The sequence below is a fragment of the Pseudoalteromonas sp. S2755 genome (assembly GCF_005886535.1).
Lineage (GTDB): Bacteria > Pseudomonadota > Gammaproteobacteria > Enterobacterales > Alteromonadaceae > Pseudoalteromonas.
The window spans coordinates 1-17,698 of sequence record NZ_PNDS01000086.1; the positions used below are offsets into that span (position 1 = coordinate 1).

A 17,698-nucleotide genomic window follows, 5' to 3' on the forward strand; every position below is an offset into this window, starting at 1 on the left:
GAACTTATAAACATAGCTATTGTTGTCTTCACCAAAGTTATTGATGCCATACACACCAACTTTACAGGTTACTGGCGGCTCTGGAGGTGTAACTTCCTCCTCTTCAGTTACGACGACGTTGTCTAACAACGCGCCCAGAGAGTCAGAAGTCCCTAACCCCTGAAAACGTAATTGTGTCGAACTATCAGTCGCTTCAACCGTATACTCGTACTTTGTCCAGCCTCGGGTCGTTGCATTCATCGTTACTAGTGTATTATCGCCAAACCATGCACGTGCGCGATTAGTTGAATTATTATTTCTAACTCGAGGTGAGTAATAAAAACTTACTTTATACTTTTTACCAGCCGTCGTTGGGATATTCTGGTAGACTGTATAATTTGCAGTCGAGTCAAGCTCTAGGTATTGATTGCCATCTTGAGGTACGATAATACCAAGGCTCTGCTTTTGAATTTCGAATTTGGCACCTTCTCTGCTCCAACCTTGGAGATTGTCAAATAACGCCCAATCACCAGAAATATTGCCTGATGTTTCAAATGAGCCGTTAACGACTAGATTGTCGGCAGCAGTTGCTGTGCCAACAACTGACATTAACGCTAAGGTTGCAAAGTTAAATTTCATAGCCACTCCAATAAGATAGAGTTAATGTAAATTTTTTGTTTACAGTAACACTGCTTGATATACTACCATTGTCGTATTTTTTAAGTTAACGGTCAATGAATAACCGAAAAACCAGATTTTATGATGTTTTACGTCTCTAAATAGTCCGTTTATTTGGTACTTTAGTATTGATTTTGGAGTGTTGGGTAGGTGTTGAAACCTATACGTAATTCTGTTTTATGTATCACAAAGTCACTCAGGCTAATGGTTAACGGTACAGCTATGAGTATTTGCTCGGTTGCAGTAATGAAAATTTAATGCAGGAGTTATCCTCGGAAGGCGTCTGGCCAAGAGACATCGTATTATAAAGCAATTCCGTTCCTTTTGCCCCATTTCATAGGGGAGTTTGGTCAGTGTTGAATGTTGAATGTTGAAAGGCCCTTTTCCAAAGTTTTAGCTGTACTCTTCTGTATCTGCGGAAATGACCATAGTATTGTGATCCGTGATCTTCTCCTCGTAGGGCAATACGCGTTCAATGTAATTAGCATGGAATTAGGCAACGTCTGCTACAGCAATAAAAATCGGAGTCATAACTTAGCAAAGTCTAAACATACTTATTTACGCTTGTTCATAAAGGGGATCATTTTTAGTTTTGCTTACAACCGCGATGGTTATGTTCGCTTGAGCACTAGTGCATCGCAGCATTTTTTAGTACAAATTGATGAGCATCCATATAGCTTTTAATAGCACTTTGCGCAATTCTTATCGTCGCGGGCACATCTGTACTACCCTTATGAATGCAAAATACTTCCACTTTTTCAAGCTCGAATTCGGGATCTACTCGTTCCAGATTATGATTATTGAATGCGATGATCTCTGGTATTAACCCAATACCCAAACCGCTTTCAATAAGGCCTATTGTATCGCTAACTGAGTTGGTTTTGTGATGTGCTTTGAATGAAAGCGGTTTAACGATATTTTGTGTTGTATGTATAAATTCATAATTTATGACTTTGCCTTCCCAAGAGTTTGCTATGTAAGGTGCGGTTATAGCGTTAAATTCACTGCCCTTTGCTTTATACAGCACATCTCTAAATGAACCAATATATTGTTGTGATTGCTCTACATCTGTACTTTTCCCCACTCTAACAGCAAGATCTATCCCCCGTTCTACTAGATTGAGAGGGCGATCTTCATTAATTAAATTTAGGCGGATTTTAGGATGTGCTTTAATCAACTTACATAGTGCAGGCGCAACGATGGTTTGCATCAAAGCATAAGACGTTGTCACCGTTAACTGGCCTGCGAGTACTGATTGCTTAGCTCTTACTTTTTCCCAAGCCAACTCGGATAAATGGCTGATCTCAAGGCAGTACACATAGAAGTCTTTACCGACGTTGGTCAATGATTGGCTTCTTGTATTTCTGTATAATAGAGGTGTTCCTATCTCTTCTTCTAATTTTTTGAGGTGTTGGCTGATCACTGATTTAGACAAAGATAATTTCTCCGCAGCTTTGGTCAATGACCCTGACTCTACCACCCCTTTAAATATCATCATTCTTCTTAGTTTGTTCATTTTGACTTCTCTTTTCGTGTCACTTTGTATAAAGACCGCAGCACTCAAATAAAATTACATTAATATTACATAAATTAAACATGTTTTTTTAATAGTTATAAATGAAACAAGCTATTTGGTCTATACCAAATTTATCGTCACTTCCCCAACCTAGCTAAAGGTAGTGATTGTTAATTTGCTTGATGGTTTTAGGTTTAGCCTTGCTTGATATTCTAGTCATTTCTGCAACTCAAGGTGACCATGTTGACGGGCAGTTACTTTGATTGTTGTCTTATAAATCAAAAATGTCGCAACAGATTGAATTTAATTTCCAACAAAGAACATACATCTCATATACAGCAGGAGAAACATTGAGTTCGATTTTATGAAACAGTTTAATTGAGGTTGAATTTTGAGCTGAAATGACTGTGAAAATAAACTATTTACTATCCATCTGTAACAAAAATCTCTACATCTATAGCTATGGATGGCCATGTTACAACTCATTTTTGTTAACTTTTGTTTACTTAAAAATCTATTTTGTAGATTGTATATTTTGTGGCTTGGTGTTATTGAATATGCAACTAAATCCCTAAATTTGTTAGAAAGTGTAGAAGTTCTTTCATTCTCATTGTCCCTATATCAATAATATTAAAAGTACATTTGGTTAACAATTTAACTACATGCACTTTTACCTTCAGTTGCACCTTTAAAGGCCAGAAGAGGTCTAGTGCGACTTAACAGTTAGAACACCGATTGATTAAGGAATATGAAAGATGAAATCAATTAAATTAAAGAAAAGCGCAATTGCTATCGTAACGTCACTCCAATTATTTGGACTTAGTCAGCTCGCAACTGCGAATACCGACGTCCCAGAAATCTCACCAATTATGTACGATACACTTCAAGGCGATATTGAAGGTGCACCTTTGTTTGTAGATGTTGGCTCAGATGATTTTCTATTAACACAGGAGCAATGGCACACAATTCAAGTGTTCGCTCAAGCAGCTGTTGGGTTACCAAACAACGAGTCTGCATTTAGAAGCTCAACGCGCTACCCAGACAATACACCTTTGAATAACCACTACAAAGCGTTAATGGAAACGTTTGGAGAAATCAACGCATCTGGTCAAAACTGGAACCATAATATCTACCCTAGCGTTATTGATTTAGCGACAAAACTTGCTAACTACTCAGACACTCATGCTCTATTAATTAACCCGTTTATCAGCCAATTAACCGACTTACATAACGCTTCACTTTCGGGTGATATGCAAGCTGCTGAGCAGAGTCGTCAAGCCGCAATTTCATTTCTCAATACTTTTATGAGTTTTATTGATTCAAACCTGAATAAAACAGAAGAAGTTGTGAACGAACTTATTAGTTTTCAGGGGGGATTGACTACGCATACAGGGGAATTGGAAACGCTTGAGAGTACATTTGCTGATATCTTGAATAAAGATCAGCCTGCGAATATTCGTGAAAAAATTAGTACCTTGCAAAGTCGCCTAAACAGTCTTAACAACGAAAAAGATACTAAGTTAAAGATAGTTGCAGGCCTCTCTGCTGGAGGACCTTTAGTATTGTTAATCGGCGGTTCTGTGCTTGGCAGCCAAGTCGAAGAGCTCAAAGATGAAATAGATAAGGTTCAAGCACAAATTGATAGCTCAAACAAAGATCTAGCACATTCAGTGAGCCTGGCCGCATCTTACGAGATTGCTAAAGGTCAAGTAGATGGCATGAATGATAAGATCCTCAAAGCAATCGATAATGTGCGCTTAGTGCAAGTGCATTGGCAGTCTCTACTAGGAGATATGCGGTCACTTAAAGAAGTCTTAGAGCAACTAGACAGTGAAAATGCACTTCGAAATGCTAATGTTGTGGTAGCTGGTATTGTTTCTTCTCCTCTTGCTAGCAGCGCAACAAACTCGTGGAAAGACATTTCAGACAAAGCCAGAGCATTTTTGCAAAACGCTTATCTACCTATCTCTGAGCAGTAATCAAGTACAACATGCATTCCTTCCTTATTTCTATAAGGAATATATCACAGTACCTGAGCTAAATATGCTCAGGTACATAAGGAGTTACTATGAAACCAACTTTACTCAGCCTATTGATTGGCTGCGCTTTTTCGAGCCAAGCTGCGACTTGGAACGAGCTATATAATCTTGAGCTAAGTCAAAACCTACCGAGCGTTACGACTTCAAATCAACAACAGATAGACACACAAAATTATTTGGTCTCGGCCTTACATGTCAATTTGAATGACGTGCTTACCAGTGCAAGAGATCATAATACTATCGTCATTGCTGCTGACACTGTAGAAATTGACCGAAACATGATTTTCGATGCGCCAAACAAACGAATTTTTATCGTCGCACGTAAAATAACTGGTAATGGTACGGTGAGTATCAATTTAGACACCCAAAATGCTCAAGCATCAACATTGGTATTTATGGCTGATAAAGTTGAGGCTAATATTAATATCATCACAGCTCATTCGCCAAGCGATGGTGAAATTGAACGCTTTAGTATTGCTCCAGACTCGTTTGGTACGCTATATCAGGTAATACAAGGCAATAAGTTCGCAACGCCTATTTCGCCAGCGTTAACTTCACTTATCTCTGTGCACAAAGAGTACTTTTTAGATGCATTTGAAAAGTCGTTCGATATGGCGGCGGCCATTTATGATCAAAACCCAGCGTTGAGCATTGAGATGTTGAGCTGGCCTGAGTCTATACTAAATGCAGCTCATGATGTTAGAGAGTCATCAGTTCAAGCTAAGAACTTTTACTTGCAGCTTGCTAACTTTAAGCAGTTTTTGTCGTACGCAACACTTAACAAAAACTATGTTCCTAGCTTGTCCCGCGACTTTTATGAGCTAACCATCAAAGCATACATTGATGCGATGGAAGCATATCAGGATAGCTATAGTAATTTTCAGCAACAAGGCCGAAGTTTAGAAAACAAGCGCCAAGATCTCACTTTAATGCAGGATAACCTGTTCGATGTTGCATCTGCTGAGCAACGAATTATCTCTCGCTCAGTAGAGCAACTGACGAGCTTGGTAAAGACACTTGATGAACAAAAAGCATCATTCAGCGGACAAGAAAATAACGTCTTCTATTCAGGGGTTGAGTTTCAACAAGGAATTTTAGACTACAAACTAGATAAAATTACAGAAATCGGACTTAAAGTACTTGAAACCGTGATTAGTGCAGGCACTGCATTTGCCGGAGCTGCTGGGGGAGACACCAGTGGCCTGAAAGACTTAGTAGCGAGCTTGCCCGCCACAATCCAAGAGATCAATGAGTTAAAAACCAAAATTGATGATATAGCATCATTAATGGATAAAGTACAAAAGGTTAGCGGCCAGTTAAACGTGTTATCGCAAAAAACCGCTGATCCGTTTTCTAGCAGTGAGCTTGCACAAGAGTTCAATCGCCTTAACTCACTCATTCCAACCAAAGAAGAGGCAAATCGAATTTGGGACGAATTTTTAATAACCGCTAAGGCGCAAATGAAAAAGGCCATAGATGAAGACATTGATGGTGCAAGCGACTACCTTGTTGCTATCGAAAAGTTAATTAATCATGGTAAGGCAATTGTGGCTGTGGAAATTGATATTGCCCAGGAGCAGTCTAGACAGATAGATTTGCGGATCACCGCTGATGCAAAACTCAAGCAGATCAACCGTATAGATGCATTTTTACAAAACAATCAAAACAGTCTAGATGAAATTCAGGAAATGGAGGAACAGCTATTCCGGACTCTGAATAATCTAAAACGTCCGATATTTGTTGCATTAACAAACTATCAGGCGGCATTTAGCTACTGGTCACTTGATGACACCATAGTGACACCAAGCCTTAATCAAAGTTATCAAGAATATCGCCGCGACTTAGCCTTGCTACGTGAGCAAGAGACCGCGTCACTATTACGTTTTAACCCTCGACCTCAAGATTTTATGCTTACCATAGGTGAGTTAGATGCGCCGCAACAATTGCAGGATTTTGCGCAGGATGGTGAGATGAGTTTCACGCTCTCGTTGGAAGATATTGATTTTTCCCAGTTTGATCGAGTTAGATTAGACGAGGTCAATGTTGTACTAGAAGGTTCGGGATTGAATGAGAACCAGCGCTACGATATTGAGGTAAGGTCAAGTGGTTCATATCAAGATAGGTTTAAAGGGCAACTCTATCAATTTAGTGCAGAGTCGTTATACCGATTGGTAAGTTACGAGCTGTTAGATAGCGAAACGACGCAGATAGATCCAATCACCAGCGGTGCAATTGCAAACGATTATGCGATTAATTACTTTAAACCAACTCCGTTTACCACTTGGTCAATTAAGCTGAAAAATCCACAGCTTTATGACTTAAGTAAAGTGACGAATATCAAAGTGTCGTTTAAAGGAAATGCGATCCCCAAACAATAGTGCAGCGCTTGTACTTTAAAGCCAAGTAGGAGCCACTTCACGTGGCGATTTTTTAACAAAAGCTCGCAGGATTAACCTGCTCCTACTTTGGTGGAGTTCAAATATTTGCTAAACCAGCTCGCCTTTTTGTAGGAGCCACTTCACGTGGCGATTTTTAAACAAAAGCTCGCAGGATTAACCTGCTCCTACTCTGGTGAGGCTTGAATATTTGCTAAATAAGATTGCCTTTCGTAGGAGCCACTTCAGGTGGCGATCTTTAACAAAAGCTCGCAGGATTAACCTGCTCCTATTTTAGTGTGGCTTGAATATTTGCTAAACCAGATTGCTTTTTTCGTAGGAGCCACTTCACGTGGCGATCTTTTAGCAAAATTCCTCCGGATGAGCCGTCACCTACTCTACAACTTGAGCCTTCAATAAAGATCTGTTATCTAGATAGCCACTAAAACGGGTTGCTAATAAGGCTGCAGCGCTGATAAGCGCCCCTACCCAAGCAGTGTCCTGCAGCGACATATTTTCAACAATTTGGCCACCTAACACAGAGCCGAGCGTAATTCCAACGTTGAAGGCAGCGATATTCAACCCTGATGCGACATCCACCGCATTTGGACTAAACCTTTCGGCTAGCTGTACAACATAGACCTGAAGACCCGGTACATTTCCAAAAGCAAATGCTCCCCACATTAATACCGTGATCACCACGCCTATTTTCGACTGCATGGTAAATGTCAACACAGCCAAAATGAGCGAGAGTAACGCGAAGATGATGGTCAAAGCGCTTATCGGCCCTTTTTTATCGGCTAACTTTCCGCCATAGATATTGCCGATAGCAACAGATACACCATAAACCAGCATAATAATACTGACTGTCGCGGCGTTAAAACCAGCTTCCTGTTGTAAAATTGGCGCAAGATAAGTGAATGCCGTAAAGGTCCCACCGTAGCCAAGTATGGTCATAAGATAGACGAGCAGTAATCTAGGTTGTAATAAAACCCTTGCCTGCTCAGATAGACTGGCAGATGCGCTTTGCTTTAGGTTCTTTGGAATTAATAATGCACTTCCCAAGAGAGCGATAACACCTAAAGCAGAAACTACTAGAAAGGTGGCTCGCCAACCAAACTGTTGGCCAATCCAAGCACCCAAGGGGACACCCGTTACGAGCGCCACGGTCAGGCCCGTGAACATAATGGCGATGGCACTTGCCTCTTTGTCTTTTGAGACCAAGCTAGTTGCAATCGTAGAGCCAATCGAGAAGAACACACCATGAGCGAGCCCTGTCATGATCCTCGCTAAAATGAGGCTTTCATAACTTGGCGCTTGCCACGCAAGCAGATTGCCAAAAACAAAGAGTGCCATCAAACTAAGTAATACAGATTTCCTATTCCATCGCCCTGTCAGTGCGGTTAAAACGGGCGCACCAACAGCAACGCCAATGGCATATAAACTCACCAGTAAACCTGCACTTGGCAGCGAAACGGATAAATCGGAAGCGATGGTAGGTACTAAACCAACAATGACAAATTCGGTGGTACCAATGGCAAAAGCGCTTAATGTCAGCGCCAGTAATGCAAGCGGCATAAATAACCTTTTTAACGTGATAAGCAATAAGTTGGTGTAGTGTGAAAGCTTTTTTATTTGCAAAAAATAGCAAAAATGACAAAATACTTTTGTAGAAAATGAAAAGGAACACACGTGGCCGTTAGCTCAAAAACCGAAGATCTAGAAGCTTTTATCTGTGTTGTCGATACTGGGAGTTTTTCCGCTGCAGCAAATCTGATGGACGAACAAGTTGCAAAGGTTTCAAGAGCAGTAACTCGACTGGAAAAGTCCCTGTGTGTAACCCTATTCAATCGAACGACTCGACGGATAGAGTTAACCGAAGAAGGCGAGCTATTTTTACGCTATGCGCGGCAGGCACTCAATACCATTGAGCAAGGTGAAGAGGCGTTAAAGCTGTTACGATTTTCGCCAGCTGGTAAATTAAGAGTGGATGCTGCAAGTCCTTTCGTTTTTCACCAGCTTGCGCCTATATTAAAAGGTTTTAATGAGGCCTTTCCCGATATTACTTTGGAAATAACGAGTCATGACAGTATCATCGATTTGCTAGAGCATAAAACCGATATCGCAATACGAATTGGTGACTTGGCTGATTCTAACCTTCATGCTCGTTTGTTAGGTCGCAGTAAACTTCATCTTGTAGCAAGCCCTGATTACTTAAATAAATTTGCAGGTCATGAACCACGGATTGATCTTCCATATCATAACTTGATAGGTTTTACCGATGCCCCACACCTCAACGTCTGGCCTTTACAAAGTCCGCAACAGCTCAAGTTTTCCATTAGCGCATCTAGTGGTGAGACCGTGAGGCAATTGTGTATTGCAGGCCATGGCATTGCACTGTTATCTAACTTTATGGTGAGGCAAGATATAAAAGCCGGAAGACTTGTTGAAGTTTTTACCGAGCAAATTATTTCGCCAAATCGCAGAGAAGCGGTACAAGCCGTGTATTATCAAAATAGTGGTGTATCTTCTCGGATTTCGGCATTTTTAGACTACATTGCGCCTAGGCTCACGCTATAGTTTTTTCATTTTTAACAAATATATTTTGTATTTATTGCGGTTAATGAAAATATTTTAAATCGTTAAACTTCTCATAGTGAAAAAACGTTGAGGAGGCCAAATGGCTGATTTATTTGAGTCAATTAATTTAGCAGGTAAAACACTGAGCAATCGCATAGTGATGCCGCCAATGACCCGCTCACGGGCAAGTCAACCTGGGGATACCCCTAACAATTTGATGGCAACCTATTACGCACAGCGTGCGACGGCTGGTTTAATTATTAGTGAAGGGACACAAATATCGCAACTCGGTAAGGGGTATGCTTGGACACCGGGGATCTATTCAGACGCCCAAATTGCTGGCTGGAAACAAGTAACAAAACGAGTGCATGGTGCAGGCGGTGTTATGTTTGCGCAGCTTTGGCATGTTGGGCGAGTATCGCACCAAAGTAATACCGGTGGGCTTCAGCCGATTTCAGCTTCAGCAGTCCAAGCTCAAGATGTGAAAGTTTTCATCGATGAAAATGATTCACCTAATTTTATTCAAGCACAAACACCAAGAGCAATGACCCAAGCAGACATCAATAATGTAATTAACGAATATCGACATGCAGCACGCAACGCGATGCAGGCAGGGTTCGACGGAATTGAACTACATGCAGCGAACGGTTATTTGATCAACCAATTTTTAGATTCTTGCTCAAATCAAAGAACAGATGGCTATGGTGGCTCTATTGATAACCGCATTCGCTTTTTGCGTGAGGTCGTAACGGCTGTGAGTGACGAGGTAGGCAGTGACAAAGTGGGTGTTAGACTTGCGCCGCTTACTACCTTAAATGGTACAGTTGATGAAAACCCTGAGCAGACATACCTCGGAGCAATTAAACAGCTAAATGCGCTCAACGTGTGCTATGTACACATCGCGGAAGCGGATTGGGAAGATGCGCCAGATATGCCTCTGAATTTTAAGCATGAAATTAGAGAGGCATTTGATGGCGTGTTAATCTATGCTGGAAAATATACGAAAGCGCGGGCCCAACAAGCTCTTGATGAAGGTTGGGCTGATATGATTGGGTTTGGCCGTCCATTTATCTCAAACCCTGATTTACCTTACAGAATAGCAAATGACTTGGACTTAAATGAACATCAGCCTGAAACGTTATTTGGTGGTAGTGAACAAGGTTATATTGATTATCAAACCCACGCCTCTAACCCAATAAACGCAAGATGGACTAAAAGTTAGCTTCCAACCTGCGTACGCAGCTCTAGTTTTAATGGTTTTAAGGTGAGAGCAATGTTGCTAATTTTTGCTCTCACTTTTTTGAAATTATTGCTAATGGTAGTGCATGCCAAAGCAGATAGATTGGAGTTTAGCCTCAAAATAGGGAATAATGTCGCCAAATTAAAGACACATAAAACACTCTACTTCTTATCTAAAAATGAAAAATATAATTCTATTTGCTATTGCATTTTTATGCACTAGCTCTGCTAACGCTCAGTTACCTATTGAAAGTTACGCGCAACTCCCTAATATGAGTAAAGTTTCACTCTCACCCAGTGGTAAGGCAGTTGCGTATTTACAAAATTATGAAGGAAATCTCGTTCTTACTGTTCATGACCTAAAAACGCATAAAAAAAACTATATATTGCAAACAGATAATAAAACGATAGCACTTGGTTGGTACGATTGGGCCAGCGATGACATGCTCTTATTTGGTGCTAATTACACCAAAGTGCAGCGAGGCGTAAAGTACACAACATCTCGTTTATTTAAATTTGATTTAAAAAACCCTACGGATGAATTGGTTCAAATCAACCGTGCTTATCGCAATGAAATTCCTGCCCAATTTCAAGACGATGTCATTAGCATACTGCCAGAACAACCAAACAAGATATTGGTACAAACTGACTTCGATATGGCAAATAAGCCAAGCGTTTATATCTTAGACATAGCTAAAGATAGACGCGAGAAAGTTGTTCGAGCAAGAAGAAAAATATCTAGCTGGATAGCCGATCAACAAGGCAATGTAAGAATGGGTTATGGTTTTGAAGGGATCACTGCCTACTATATGCTCTATGATAATGAGACGAAGGATTTAACCGATTTCTATACCTTTCAGGCTCGTGGTCCGGAAGCTATCCGTATTCTTGGATTTGATAAAGACCCAAATATCATTTACCTCACCGCACTTCATAATGGTAAAAATGCGCTGTTTAAAGCAGACATTACTAAGCGACCGCTTTTACCTCAGCTTATTTTCTCCGATCCAGCCTATGATTTTGATGGCAGTATCATTTATTCACACGACGGTAGAGCCATAGGCTTCAGCCATTCCAACCTTGATAACTCGAGAGTCTATTGGGACGAAGACCGCAAACTCCTACAACGCTCACTCAAGGCGGCATTGCCAAGCTACGACACCGTTGTAATAAGTATGAGCGCGGATAATAAAAAATACATTGCGTACGGCGATTCTGACCAAGACTCTGGTACATACTTGATTGGTGACAGAGAAACCAGCTCTTTAGCGGGGTTAGGACGTTTATATCCTGATATTACTGGTGACAATTATCTGGGCAAACAAAGGGTATCGTTTAAAGCGCGTGACGGCCTTGAAATTGAGGGTTACTTAACCCTACCTAAAGCATTCGATGCGGCTGCACCGACAATCATCTTTCCACACGGTGGACCATACTCTCGCGACTACGCTGGCTTTGATTACTGGTCTGAACTATTGGCAAGCCGAGGCTTTGTGGTTTTCCAACCTAACTTTAGAGGCTCTTTTGGTTATGGCTTTGACTTCTTTAATGAAGCAAATCAAGGTTGGGGAGGAAAGATGCAAGATGACTTACAAGATGCGGCAAACTGGTTGATTGCAGAGAAGTATGCACTCAAAAATAAAATTTGTATAGGTGGTGCAAGTTACGGCGGCTATGCGGCACTAATGGCTGTGGTAAAACATCCTGAGACGTTTCAATGTGCAGCAAGTTTTGCCGGTGTTACAGACTTAGAATCGATAGTCAGTCGTGCGCGCTTTTTCACAAACAAAGCGCTTGTTCGTGATCAATTTGGACAAGATGCTGATAAACTTGAGGCACAATCTCCTGTTAACTACGCTAAGCAGATTAACCGCCCCGTGTTACTTATTCATGGTGATGACGATAAAGTCGTGCCTGTGAATCATAGTCGTGACATGGCAGATGAACTTGAAGATCATGACAAGAAGTTCAAATATATAGAGCTCGAGGATGGGAATCATCATCTGAGTTATCAAGCACACAGAATGAAGACGCTCACTGAGTTTTTAGCTTTTTTCGAAAAACATCTTAAGTAGCAAAGCGCCGCAATTAGCGGCGTTTTTTTATTGAGAGCGCGACTTCTTCTGTCACAGAGTTGATGTATGATAGGGGCTAACATAAAGGAGAATTATTGTGCAGCTCGTTAAATTATTCGCCATGGCGTTGATGCCTATGCTCAGTGTATATCAGGCCTCGGCGACGTCCTTTTTAGTCTTTGGTGATATGCCTTATACGGAGATAGACAGAAGCATGCTGATGCCAAATGGTGCACTGCGTGAAAAGGTAAACGATACACAGCATGATTTTATGGTGCACGTAGGTGATATGAAATCCGGTGCTGAGCCCTGTACAGACCAGCTGCTTAAAGATAATTATGCCCTGATCTCAAGTGTGAGTAGCCAACCTTTTGTATTCACGCCTGGAGATAATGATTGGACTGACTGTGACCGCGAAACTCTGAACCCTAGGTTTGATGAGTTAGAAAGATTGGATTTCATCCGTAAACACTTTGCGGTGCAAATACCTGACCTTCCAAAGTTTAAACGCCAGCAAACAGTACCTGAAAATCAATCTTGGATAGTGGATGATGTGCAGTTTTTAACTTTGCATGTACCTGGCACCAACAATGGTCGCAGACAAATCTTATTATCTGACAAAAAAGCAGTGCATGAAGAGTCTCATCGTCGTGATGTAGAGAATATGAAGTGGTTGGATAGCTTGCTAACACCAAGCCATAAAGCCGCGGTGATATTTCTACAAGCTGACCTGTATCAAAAAGAGAAGCACTCAGGACGTTGTGATAAAAACTCAAAAGCTAAATGCGATGGTTATCAGTTATATCGAGAGACACTTGCAGAATATGCGGCTCAACTCAGTTATCCGTTGCTGTTGATACATGGAGACACGGGAGAGTTTTGCTTTTCTGAACAGTCAAAGAATTTATGGCGTCTTAATGCCCCTGGAGACTTTCAATATTTAGATATTGCAAAGGTTAAAGTTAAAGGGGATAAAAAGAAGCCGTTCAAGGTTACAGCACTTCTTTCGCAAGATAAAATAGCTAAATGCAAGGGGCTGTAAAGCCCCTTTACGCGCCTTTTACTCAGCAGTAAATAAGAGTCTCGCGAATTGCTTGTAGTATCTAAAGTAAAAGCTCGCGCTGTTTATTGTGGCTTTCAAACTGCTCTTGCTTGACTGTATTGACAAAATGCCACTCACTTTCCACCTTCTCTTGTGTGAAATTAAGCGTTAAATAACCACGCTGATGAATATTGGCATACTCAAGGTCATCGACTAGTAATTGCAACACCTCAGCAAATTGTAGCGCCTGCTCATCGCCCAATTGCAAGTAATGCTCAAGCCCTGGAGAGCTGACAGAAGCCGTCGCGTATTCTTGACCACAAACGGCTCCGCTTGCATCGCAGAGCTTACCAGACCACGCGTTGTGCGTATCTCCAGCAACGACTACTAAGTTTTTGTTGGTCGCTTTTGCTGTTTGTAAAATCACTTCACGTTCAACCGGATAGCCGTCCCATGCATCCAAATTATATGGTGCGGTAAACGTGACTCGCGCCTTTTCTTGTTCTGACAACGTTGAATCACCAGCAAGCAGTCTGCTCTTAATTTGAGTAAGCTCTGTTAATTGCGTCGACATTTGTGCAGAAGGGTTGGCAAGAGACATGAGCAGCTCGGCTGGGATCATCATTTTGGTCATCAATACTTGTTGCCCTAAGACTTGCCATTTCGCTGTTGAAGTTTTCAAATTATCGGTGAGCCAAGTCAATTGGTTTACGCCCAATAGTTGTTGCGAAGACGCGGTGAGATCCGCCTGAAATTCGGCAAAATCCACTTGTTCTGTTGTAGGGTCAATATAATCTTGATAGTCGAGTGCTTTAGCGCGGCTCTCGTGCCGAGTATCTAGCATATAAAGTGACAACAAGTCGCCAAATTCAAATTTACGATAGAGGCTCTCGAGTTGATCCTTAACCATTGGACGCACTGGCATCCATTCATAGTAGGCTTGCAGTGCGGCAAGCTTTCGGGCAGCGTACTCCCCTTCTCCTTCGTTATGGTTTTCAGCGCCATCTATGTATGAGTCATTGCATACTTCATGATCGTCCCATACCGCAATAAATGGCGTACTGGCGTGGAGTGCTTGCAGCCCAAGATCGGTACGATATTTTGCATAGCGACGACGATAATCATTCAATGAGATAATCTCGTTCGTATTATCTGCATCCAGCGCTCGTCCCATAGCGTCGGCATTTTCAGTGGCATACCCACCCATACCATATTCGTATATGTAATCACCTAAATGCAATACCGCGTCTAAATCGCTTCGTTTTGCAGCCTCTGCGTAAACATGAAAGTAACCTGCAGGATAATTTGCACAAGACATGACGGCAAGTTTTACCTGAGTTACATCGTTAACGGGTAAGGTTTTGTATTTACCTATGGGGGAATGCGTTTCCTTAGTGACGAAGCGATAAAAGTAGCGGCTATTTGCAGTCAGGCCGTTAAGATCTACTTTAACGGTGTAATCGTTTTTTGCTAATGCGGCGAGCTGGTGGCTTTGTAGTAAGACACCAAAATCTTCAGATTCTGATACTTGTAGAGTGACATCCACACTATTGGGTGTACCTTCAGGAGTGACTCGCGTCCACAATATAACGCTATCAGCTAAAGGGTCGCCACTTGCGACACCATGGTTAAATGCAACAGCAAAATCGTTGCTTGCAACCGCTTTGCTATTACTACTGCCGCAACCTACTAACGAGACGCTAATTGTTGCTACGCTAACGCCCATTAATGCACTTTTAATAAAATCTCGACGGGTAAAACTTGCCATTATTATTGTTCCTTAACTGCAAAATGCGCCATATTGGGCGCACTTATCTACTACTTGAAGGAACTAGCTTAGTTAAGCATTATTACATTTTAACGATTGGTTCTAATTAGTGCGGATTCGGAACAACTCGATTTCTACCACTGCTTTTGGCTTCTAGTAACATCGTGTCTGCACGACGAATAATGCTCTCAACGCCTGTCTCGCCTGCGCCAAACTCAGCGACTCCAAAAGAACTGGTGATATCGACCTCTCCTCCTACAGCAATCTGAAATGACGTCTGCTCAATTAGGTTACGAGCTCGCTCGGCAACAAGAGTAGCGCCCTCTAGCCCTGTATTGGGCAGTACCAGCGCGAATTCCTCTCCACCTAATCGGGCTATTAAATCCGTGTCTCTTAACATTTCAGAGAGTAATGAGCTCACGTGAACTAATACCATATCTCCCGCTTCATGACCGAATCGCTCGTTAATTGCACGGAAGTTATCAAGATCTGTGAGTATTACGCTAAATGGTGTTCTGTAACGCTCGTATAATTTAATTTGACTATCAATTTTATCGCTTAGCTGCCTACGACTGGCGACGCCGGTTAATGGATCAGTTTTGGTAATAAAATCAAGTTCTTTACGTAAATGTTCGAGTTCGCTATACATCGCTTTTGTTGTGGTGATATTGTCTCCGTAGATAACAAAGGCATCATCTTGCAATGAAAAACATCGTAATTTAAAAAACTCACCGTTTAAGGTATCAATTTCAATTTTTGGATAGTCTAATTCATAGCCGTTGCTTAAGCCTAAAAACCACTCCGTGAGTTCATCCCCATCGAGCCTGTCATCAAACGTATCGTCTGTTTGTGGGTCAAAGATATTACTCAGTGTGCGTCCAGTTAAGTGAGATGAGGGTTGTCCGATTAGCTTTGCCATTGCTTTATTACAAAACTCAAGTACCGATTTGTTGCTGACAATAGCAACTGCATCATCACTTTTATTCAGCAACACACTCAAAAGGGATTGTAAATGGTTGACGTTAGACATAATTCAATTCCATTAGACTTTTTATTATTTTAAATCAATCGAGAGGATTTATCTTAGATCTCATGCAAATCACATAAAAAAATTATTTGATTTTTTATTCAAGCTTATTGGTTCCGATTTTGCACCAATTATATTCCACTTTACTTATTTTTAATGCAACAAATGAAACGTATAGTTACCTCCATACACAAAGGAGGAACTATGTTAAAACCAACACAACTCGCAACGATTATTTCTGCTTTGCTACTGCTAAGTGCATGTGGCGAAGCTGAGCAGGCAAGCAGTCAGAATCCGCCTATTCAACCAATTGATGTAGCTGCAACACCACAAATTAGTATTGCTGATTGGCATACCTATACAACACGCCTTTCTTCTCCAAACGAAGTCGCACTTCGCGCTCGGGTTACGGGAGTGATCAGCTCGGTAAACTTCAAAGAAGGAGATACGGTGCACCAAGGCGATGTTCTATTTGAGCTGGACGACAGAACTTTCCTAGCTGAGGTTGCCAGCCTTGCCGCACAAGTGAAACGTGCCGAAGCCGCGCTTTCGCAAGCAAAAAGTGAGTCTGCGCGTGCGCTTCGATTAAGCAAGCAAAAAGCGATTTCAACCGAAGAGGTCGATGCCCGTGTTTCGCTTACCGCACAGCGTGAAGCCGAACTAGATGCGCTTCGCGCTTCATTTAAAGCAGCTCAGTTAAACTTAGAGTTTAGCAAGATCACAGCACCAATCAGCGGCAAAATTTCTTTTGCTGAGGTCACTCAAGGTAACACTATTAGAGCAAACGACACTTTGCTTACTACGATAGTCGCAACCGATAAGATGTATGCGTATTTTGATATCGACGAGCGCACTTGGAATAGTCAGTTCGCATCAGTGACTGAAGGTGAGTCGCTTCCTGTAAAATTACAGCTACTGGGCCGTGAGTCACAGCCAGTCATGGGTGAGCTAGATTTTATCGACAATGCTATTGATGCTCACTCCGGAACCCTAAAAGTACGCGCTTCTTTTGATAATCACGGTGGACAGCTACGACCAGGCTCGTTTGCACGAGTGAGTCTTTCATCCGGCGAGCAAAACGATCGAGTATTAATTCCAGACCGCGCAGTGGGTACAGATCTTAAAAATCGTTTTGTTCTTGTCGTCAACGACGCGAATACACTTGAATATCGTCTAATCACTCTCGGTAATCGCTATGGCGAATTTCGTGCTGTTGAGTCAGGTTTAGCCGCAGGAGAGCGTATCGCTGTGAATGGTCCAGCGCGTGTAGGCCCTGGGATGCCGATAAGCCCAAATTCCGTGACACTTACTTTGCCAGATAACATTGCCACAGAAGTGGTTGCGATGACGCCAAGCGATTCTTCACAAGGATTAAACTAA

At 41.7% G+C, this 17,698-nt stretch carries 12 protein-coding genes; 7 read left to right on the forward strand and 5 right to left on the reverse strand.

Annotation, left to right across the window (positions count from 1 at the left end; all coding sequences use genetic code 11):
* A partial coding sequence (locus tag CWC03_RS14950) for a DUF642 domain-containing protein (RefSeq protein WP_138582567.1) occupies positions 1-618 on the reverse strand: 618 nt, incomplete at its 3' end.
* 667 nt (positions 619-1,285) lie between these two features.
* Positions 1,286-2,173, reverse strand: coding sequence for a LysR family transcriptional regulator (locus CWC03_RS14955; RefSeq protein ID WP_138582568.1), 888 nt, complete (start codon positions 2,171-2,173; stop codon positions 1,286-1,288).
* Positions 2,174-2,928: 755 nt separating this feature from the next.
* Here CWC03_RS14955 and CWC03_RS14960 point away from each other — a divergent pair.
* Positions 2,929-4,152, forward strand: a complete 1,224-nt coding sequence (locus tag CWC03_RS14960; protein WP_138582569.1) for an alpha-xenorhabdolysin family binary toxin subunit A — start codon at positions 2,929-2,931, stop codon at positions 4,150-4,152.
* Positions 4,153-4,241: 89 nt separating this feature from the next.
* Positions 4,242-6,590 carry a hypothetical protein gene (locus CWC03_RS14965; RefSeq protein ID WP_138582570.1) on the forward strand — a complete coding sequence of 783 codons (2,349 nt, stop codon included), beginning with the start codon at positions 4,242-4,244 and terminating at the stop codon, positions 6,588-6,590.
* 390 nt (positions 6,591-6,980) lie between these two features.
* Here the strand turns inward: CWC03_RS14965 and CWC03_RS14970 are convergent, their stop codons facing one another.
* Complete coding sequence (locus CWC03_RS14970; protein ID WP_138582571.1) at positions 6,981-8,165, reverse strand: MFS transporter; 1,185 nt, start codon at positions 8,163-8,165, stop codon at positions 6,981-6,983.
* Positions 8,166-8,279: 114 nt separating this feature from the next.
* Here CWC03_RS14970 and CWC03_RS14975 point away from each other — a divergent pair, with 114 nt between their 5' ends.
* The 4 genes from CWC03_RS14975 to CWC03_RS14990 all read left to right on the forward strand — a co-directional run bounded on the left by CWC03_RS14975 (position 8,280) and on the right by CWC03_RS14990 (position 13,523).
* Positions 8,280-9,167, forward strand: coding sequence for a LysR substrate-binding domain-containing protein (locus CWC03_RS14975; protein WP_130127416.1), 888 nt, complete (start codon positions 8,280-8,282; stop codon positions 9,165-9,167).
* Between the two features lie 100 nt (positions 9,168-9,267).
* Positions 9,268-10,389 (forward strand): alkene reductase, encoded by a 1,122-nt coding sequence (locus tag CWC03_RS14980; protein WP_138582572.1) that lies wholly within the window; start codon positions 9,268-9,270, stop codon positions 10,387-10,389.
* A 289-nt stretch (positions 10,390-10,678) separates the two neighbouring features.
* Positions 10,679-12,481 carry an alpha/beta hydrolase family protein gene (locus CWC03_RS14985; RefSeq protein WP_249314049.1) on the forward strand — a complete coding sequence of 601 codons (1,803 nt, stop codon included), beginning with the start codon at positions 10,679-10,681 and terminating at the stop codon, positions 12,479-12,481.
* Between the two features lie 97 nt (positions 12,482-12,578).
* Positions 12,579-13,523, forward strand: a complete 945-nt coding sequence (locus CWC03_RS14990; RefSeq protein ID WP_138582574.1) for a hypothetical protein — start codon at positions 12,579-12,581, stop codon at positions 13,521-13,523.
* A 61-nt stretch (positions 13,524-13,584) separates the two neighbouring features.
* On the opposite strand, the gene CWC03_RS14995 is transcribed toward CWC03_RS14990, so the two are convergent.
* Positions 13,585-15,291 (reverse strand): alkaline phosphatase D family protein, encoded by a 1,707-nt coding sequence (locus CWC03_RS14995; RefSeq protein ID WP_138582575.1) that lies wholly within the window; start codon positions 15,289-15,291, stop codon positions 13,585-13,587.
* A gap of 106 nt (positions 15,292-15,397) precedes the next feature.
* A complete protein-coding gene (locus tag CWC03_RS15000; RefSeq protein WP_138582576.1) occupies positions 15,398-16,321 on the reverse strand; it encodes a GGDEF domain-containing protein in 924 nt (307 codons plus the stop codon).
* A gap of 201 nt (positions 16,322-16,522) precedes the next feature.
* On the opposite strand from CWC03_RS15000, the gene CWC03_RS15005 reads away from it, so the two are divergent.
* Positions 16,523-17,698 (forward strand): efflux RND transporter periplasmic adaptor subunit, encoded by a 1,176-nt coding sequence (locus CWC03_RS15005; RefSeq protein WP_138582577.1) that lies wholly within the window; start codon positions 16,523-16,525, stop codon positions 17,696-17,698.

Coding starts and splice junctions, on each gene's coding strand:
- CWC03_RS14955 (WP_138582568.1), bottom strand. CDS start 2,173: ATGAACAAACTAAGAAGAATGATGATATTTAAAGGGGTGGTAGAGTCA.
- CWC03_RS14960 (WP_138582569.1), top strand. CDS start 2,929: ATGAAATCAATTAAATTAAAGAAAAGCGCAATTGCTATCGTAACGTCA.
- CWC03_RS14965 (WP_138582570.1), top strand. CDS start 4,242: ATGAAACCAACTTTACTCAGCCTATTGATTGGCTGCGCTTTTTCGAGC.
- CWC03_RS14970 (WP_138582571.1), bottom strand. CDS start 8,165: ATGCCGCTTGCATTACTGGCGCTGACATTAAGCGCTTTTGCCATTGGT.
- CWC03_RS14980 (WP_138582572.1), top strand. CDS start 9,268: ATGGCTGATTTATTTGAGTCAATTAATTTAGCAGGTAAAACACTGAGC.
- CWC03_RS14985 (WP_249314049.1), top strand. CDS start 10,679: ATGAGTAAAGTTTCACTCTCACCCAGTGGTAAGGCAGTTGCGTATTTA.
- CWC03_RS14995 (WP_138582575.1), bottom strand. CDS start 15,291: ATGGCAAGTTTTACCCGTCGAGATTTTATTAAAAGTGCATTAATGGGC.
- CWC03_RS15000 (WP_138582576.1), bottom strand. CDS start 16,321: ATGTCTAACGTCAACCATTTACAATCCCTTTTGAGTGTGTTGCTGAAT.
- CWC03_RS15005 (WP_138582577.1), top strand. CDS start 16,523: ATGTTAAAACCAACACAACTCGCAACGATTATTTCTGCTTTGCTACTG.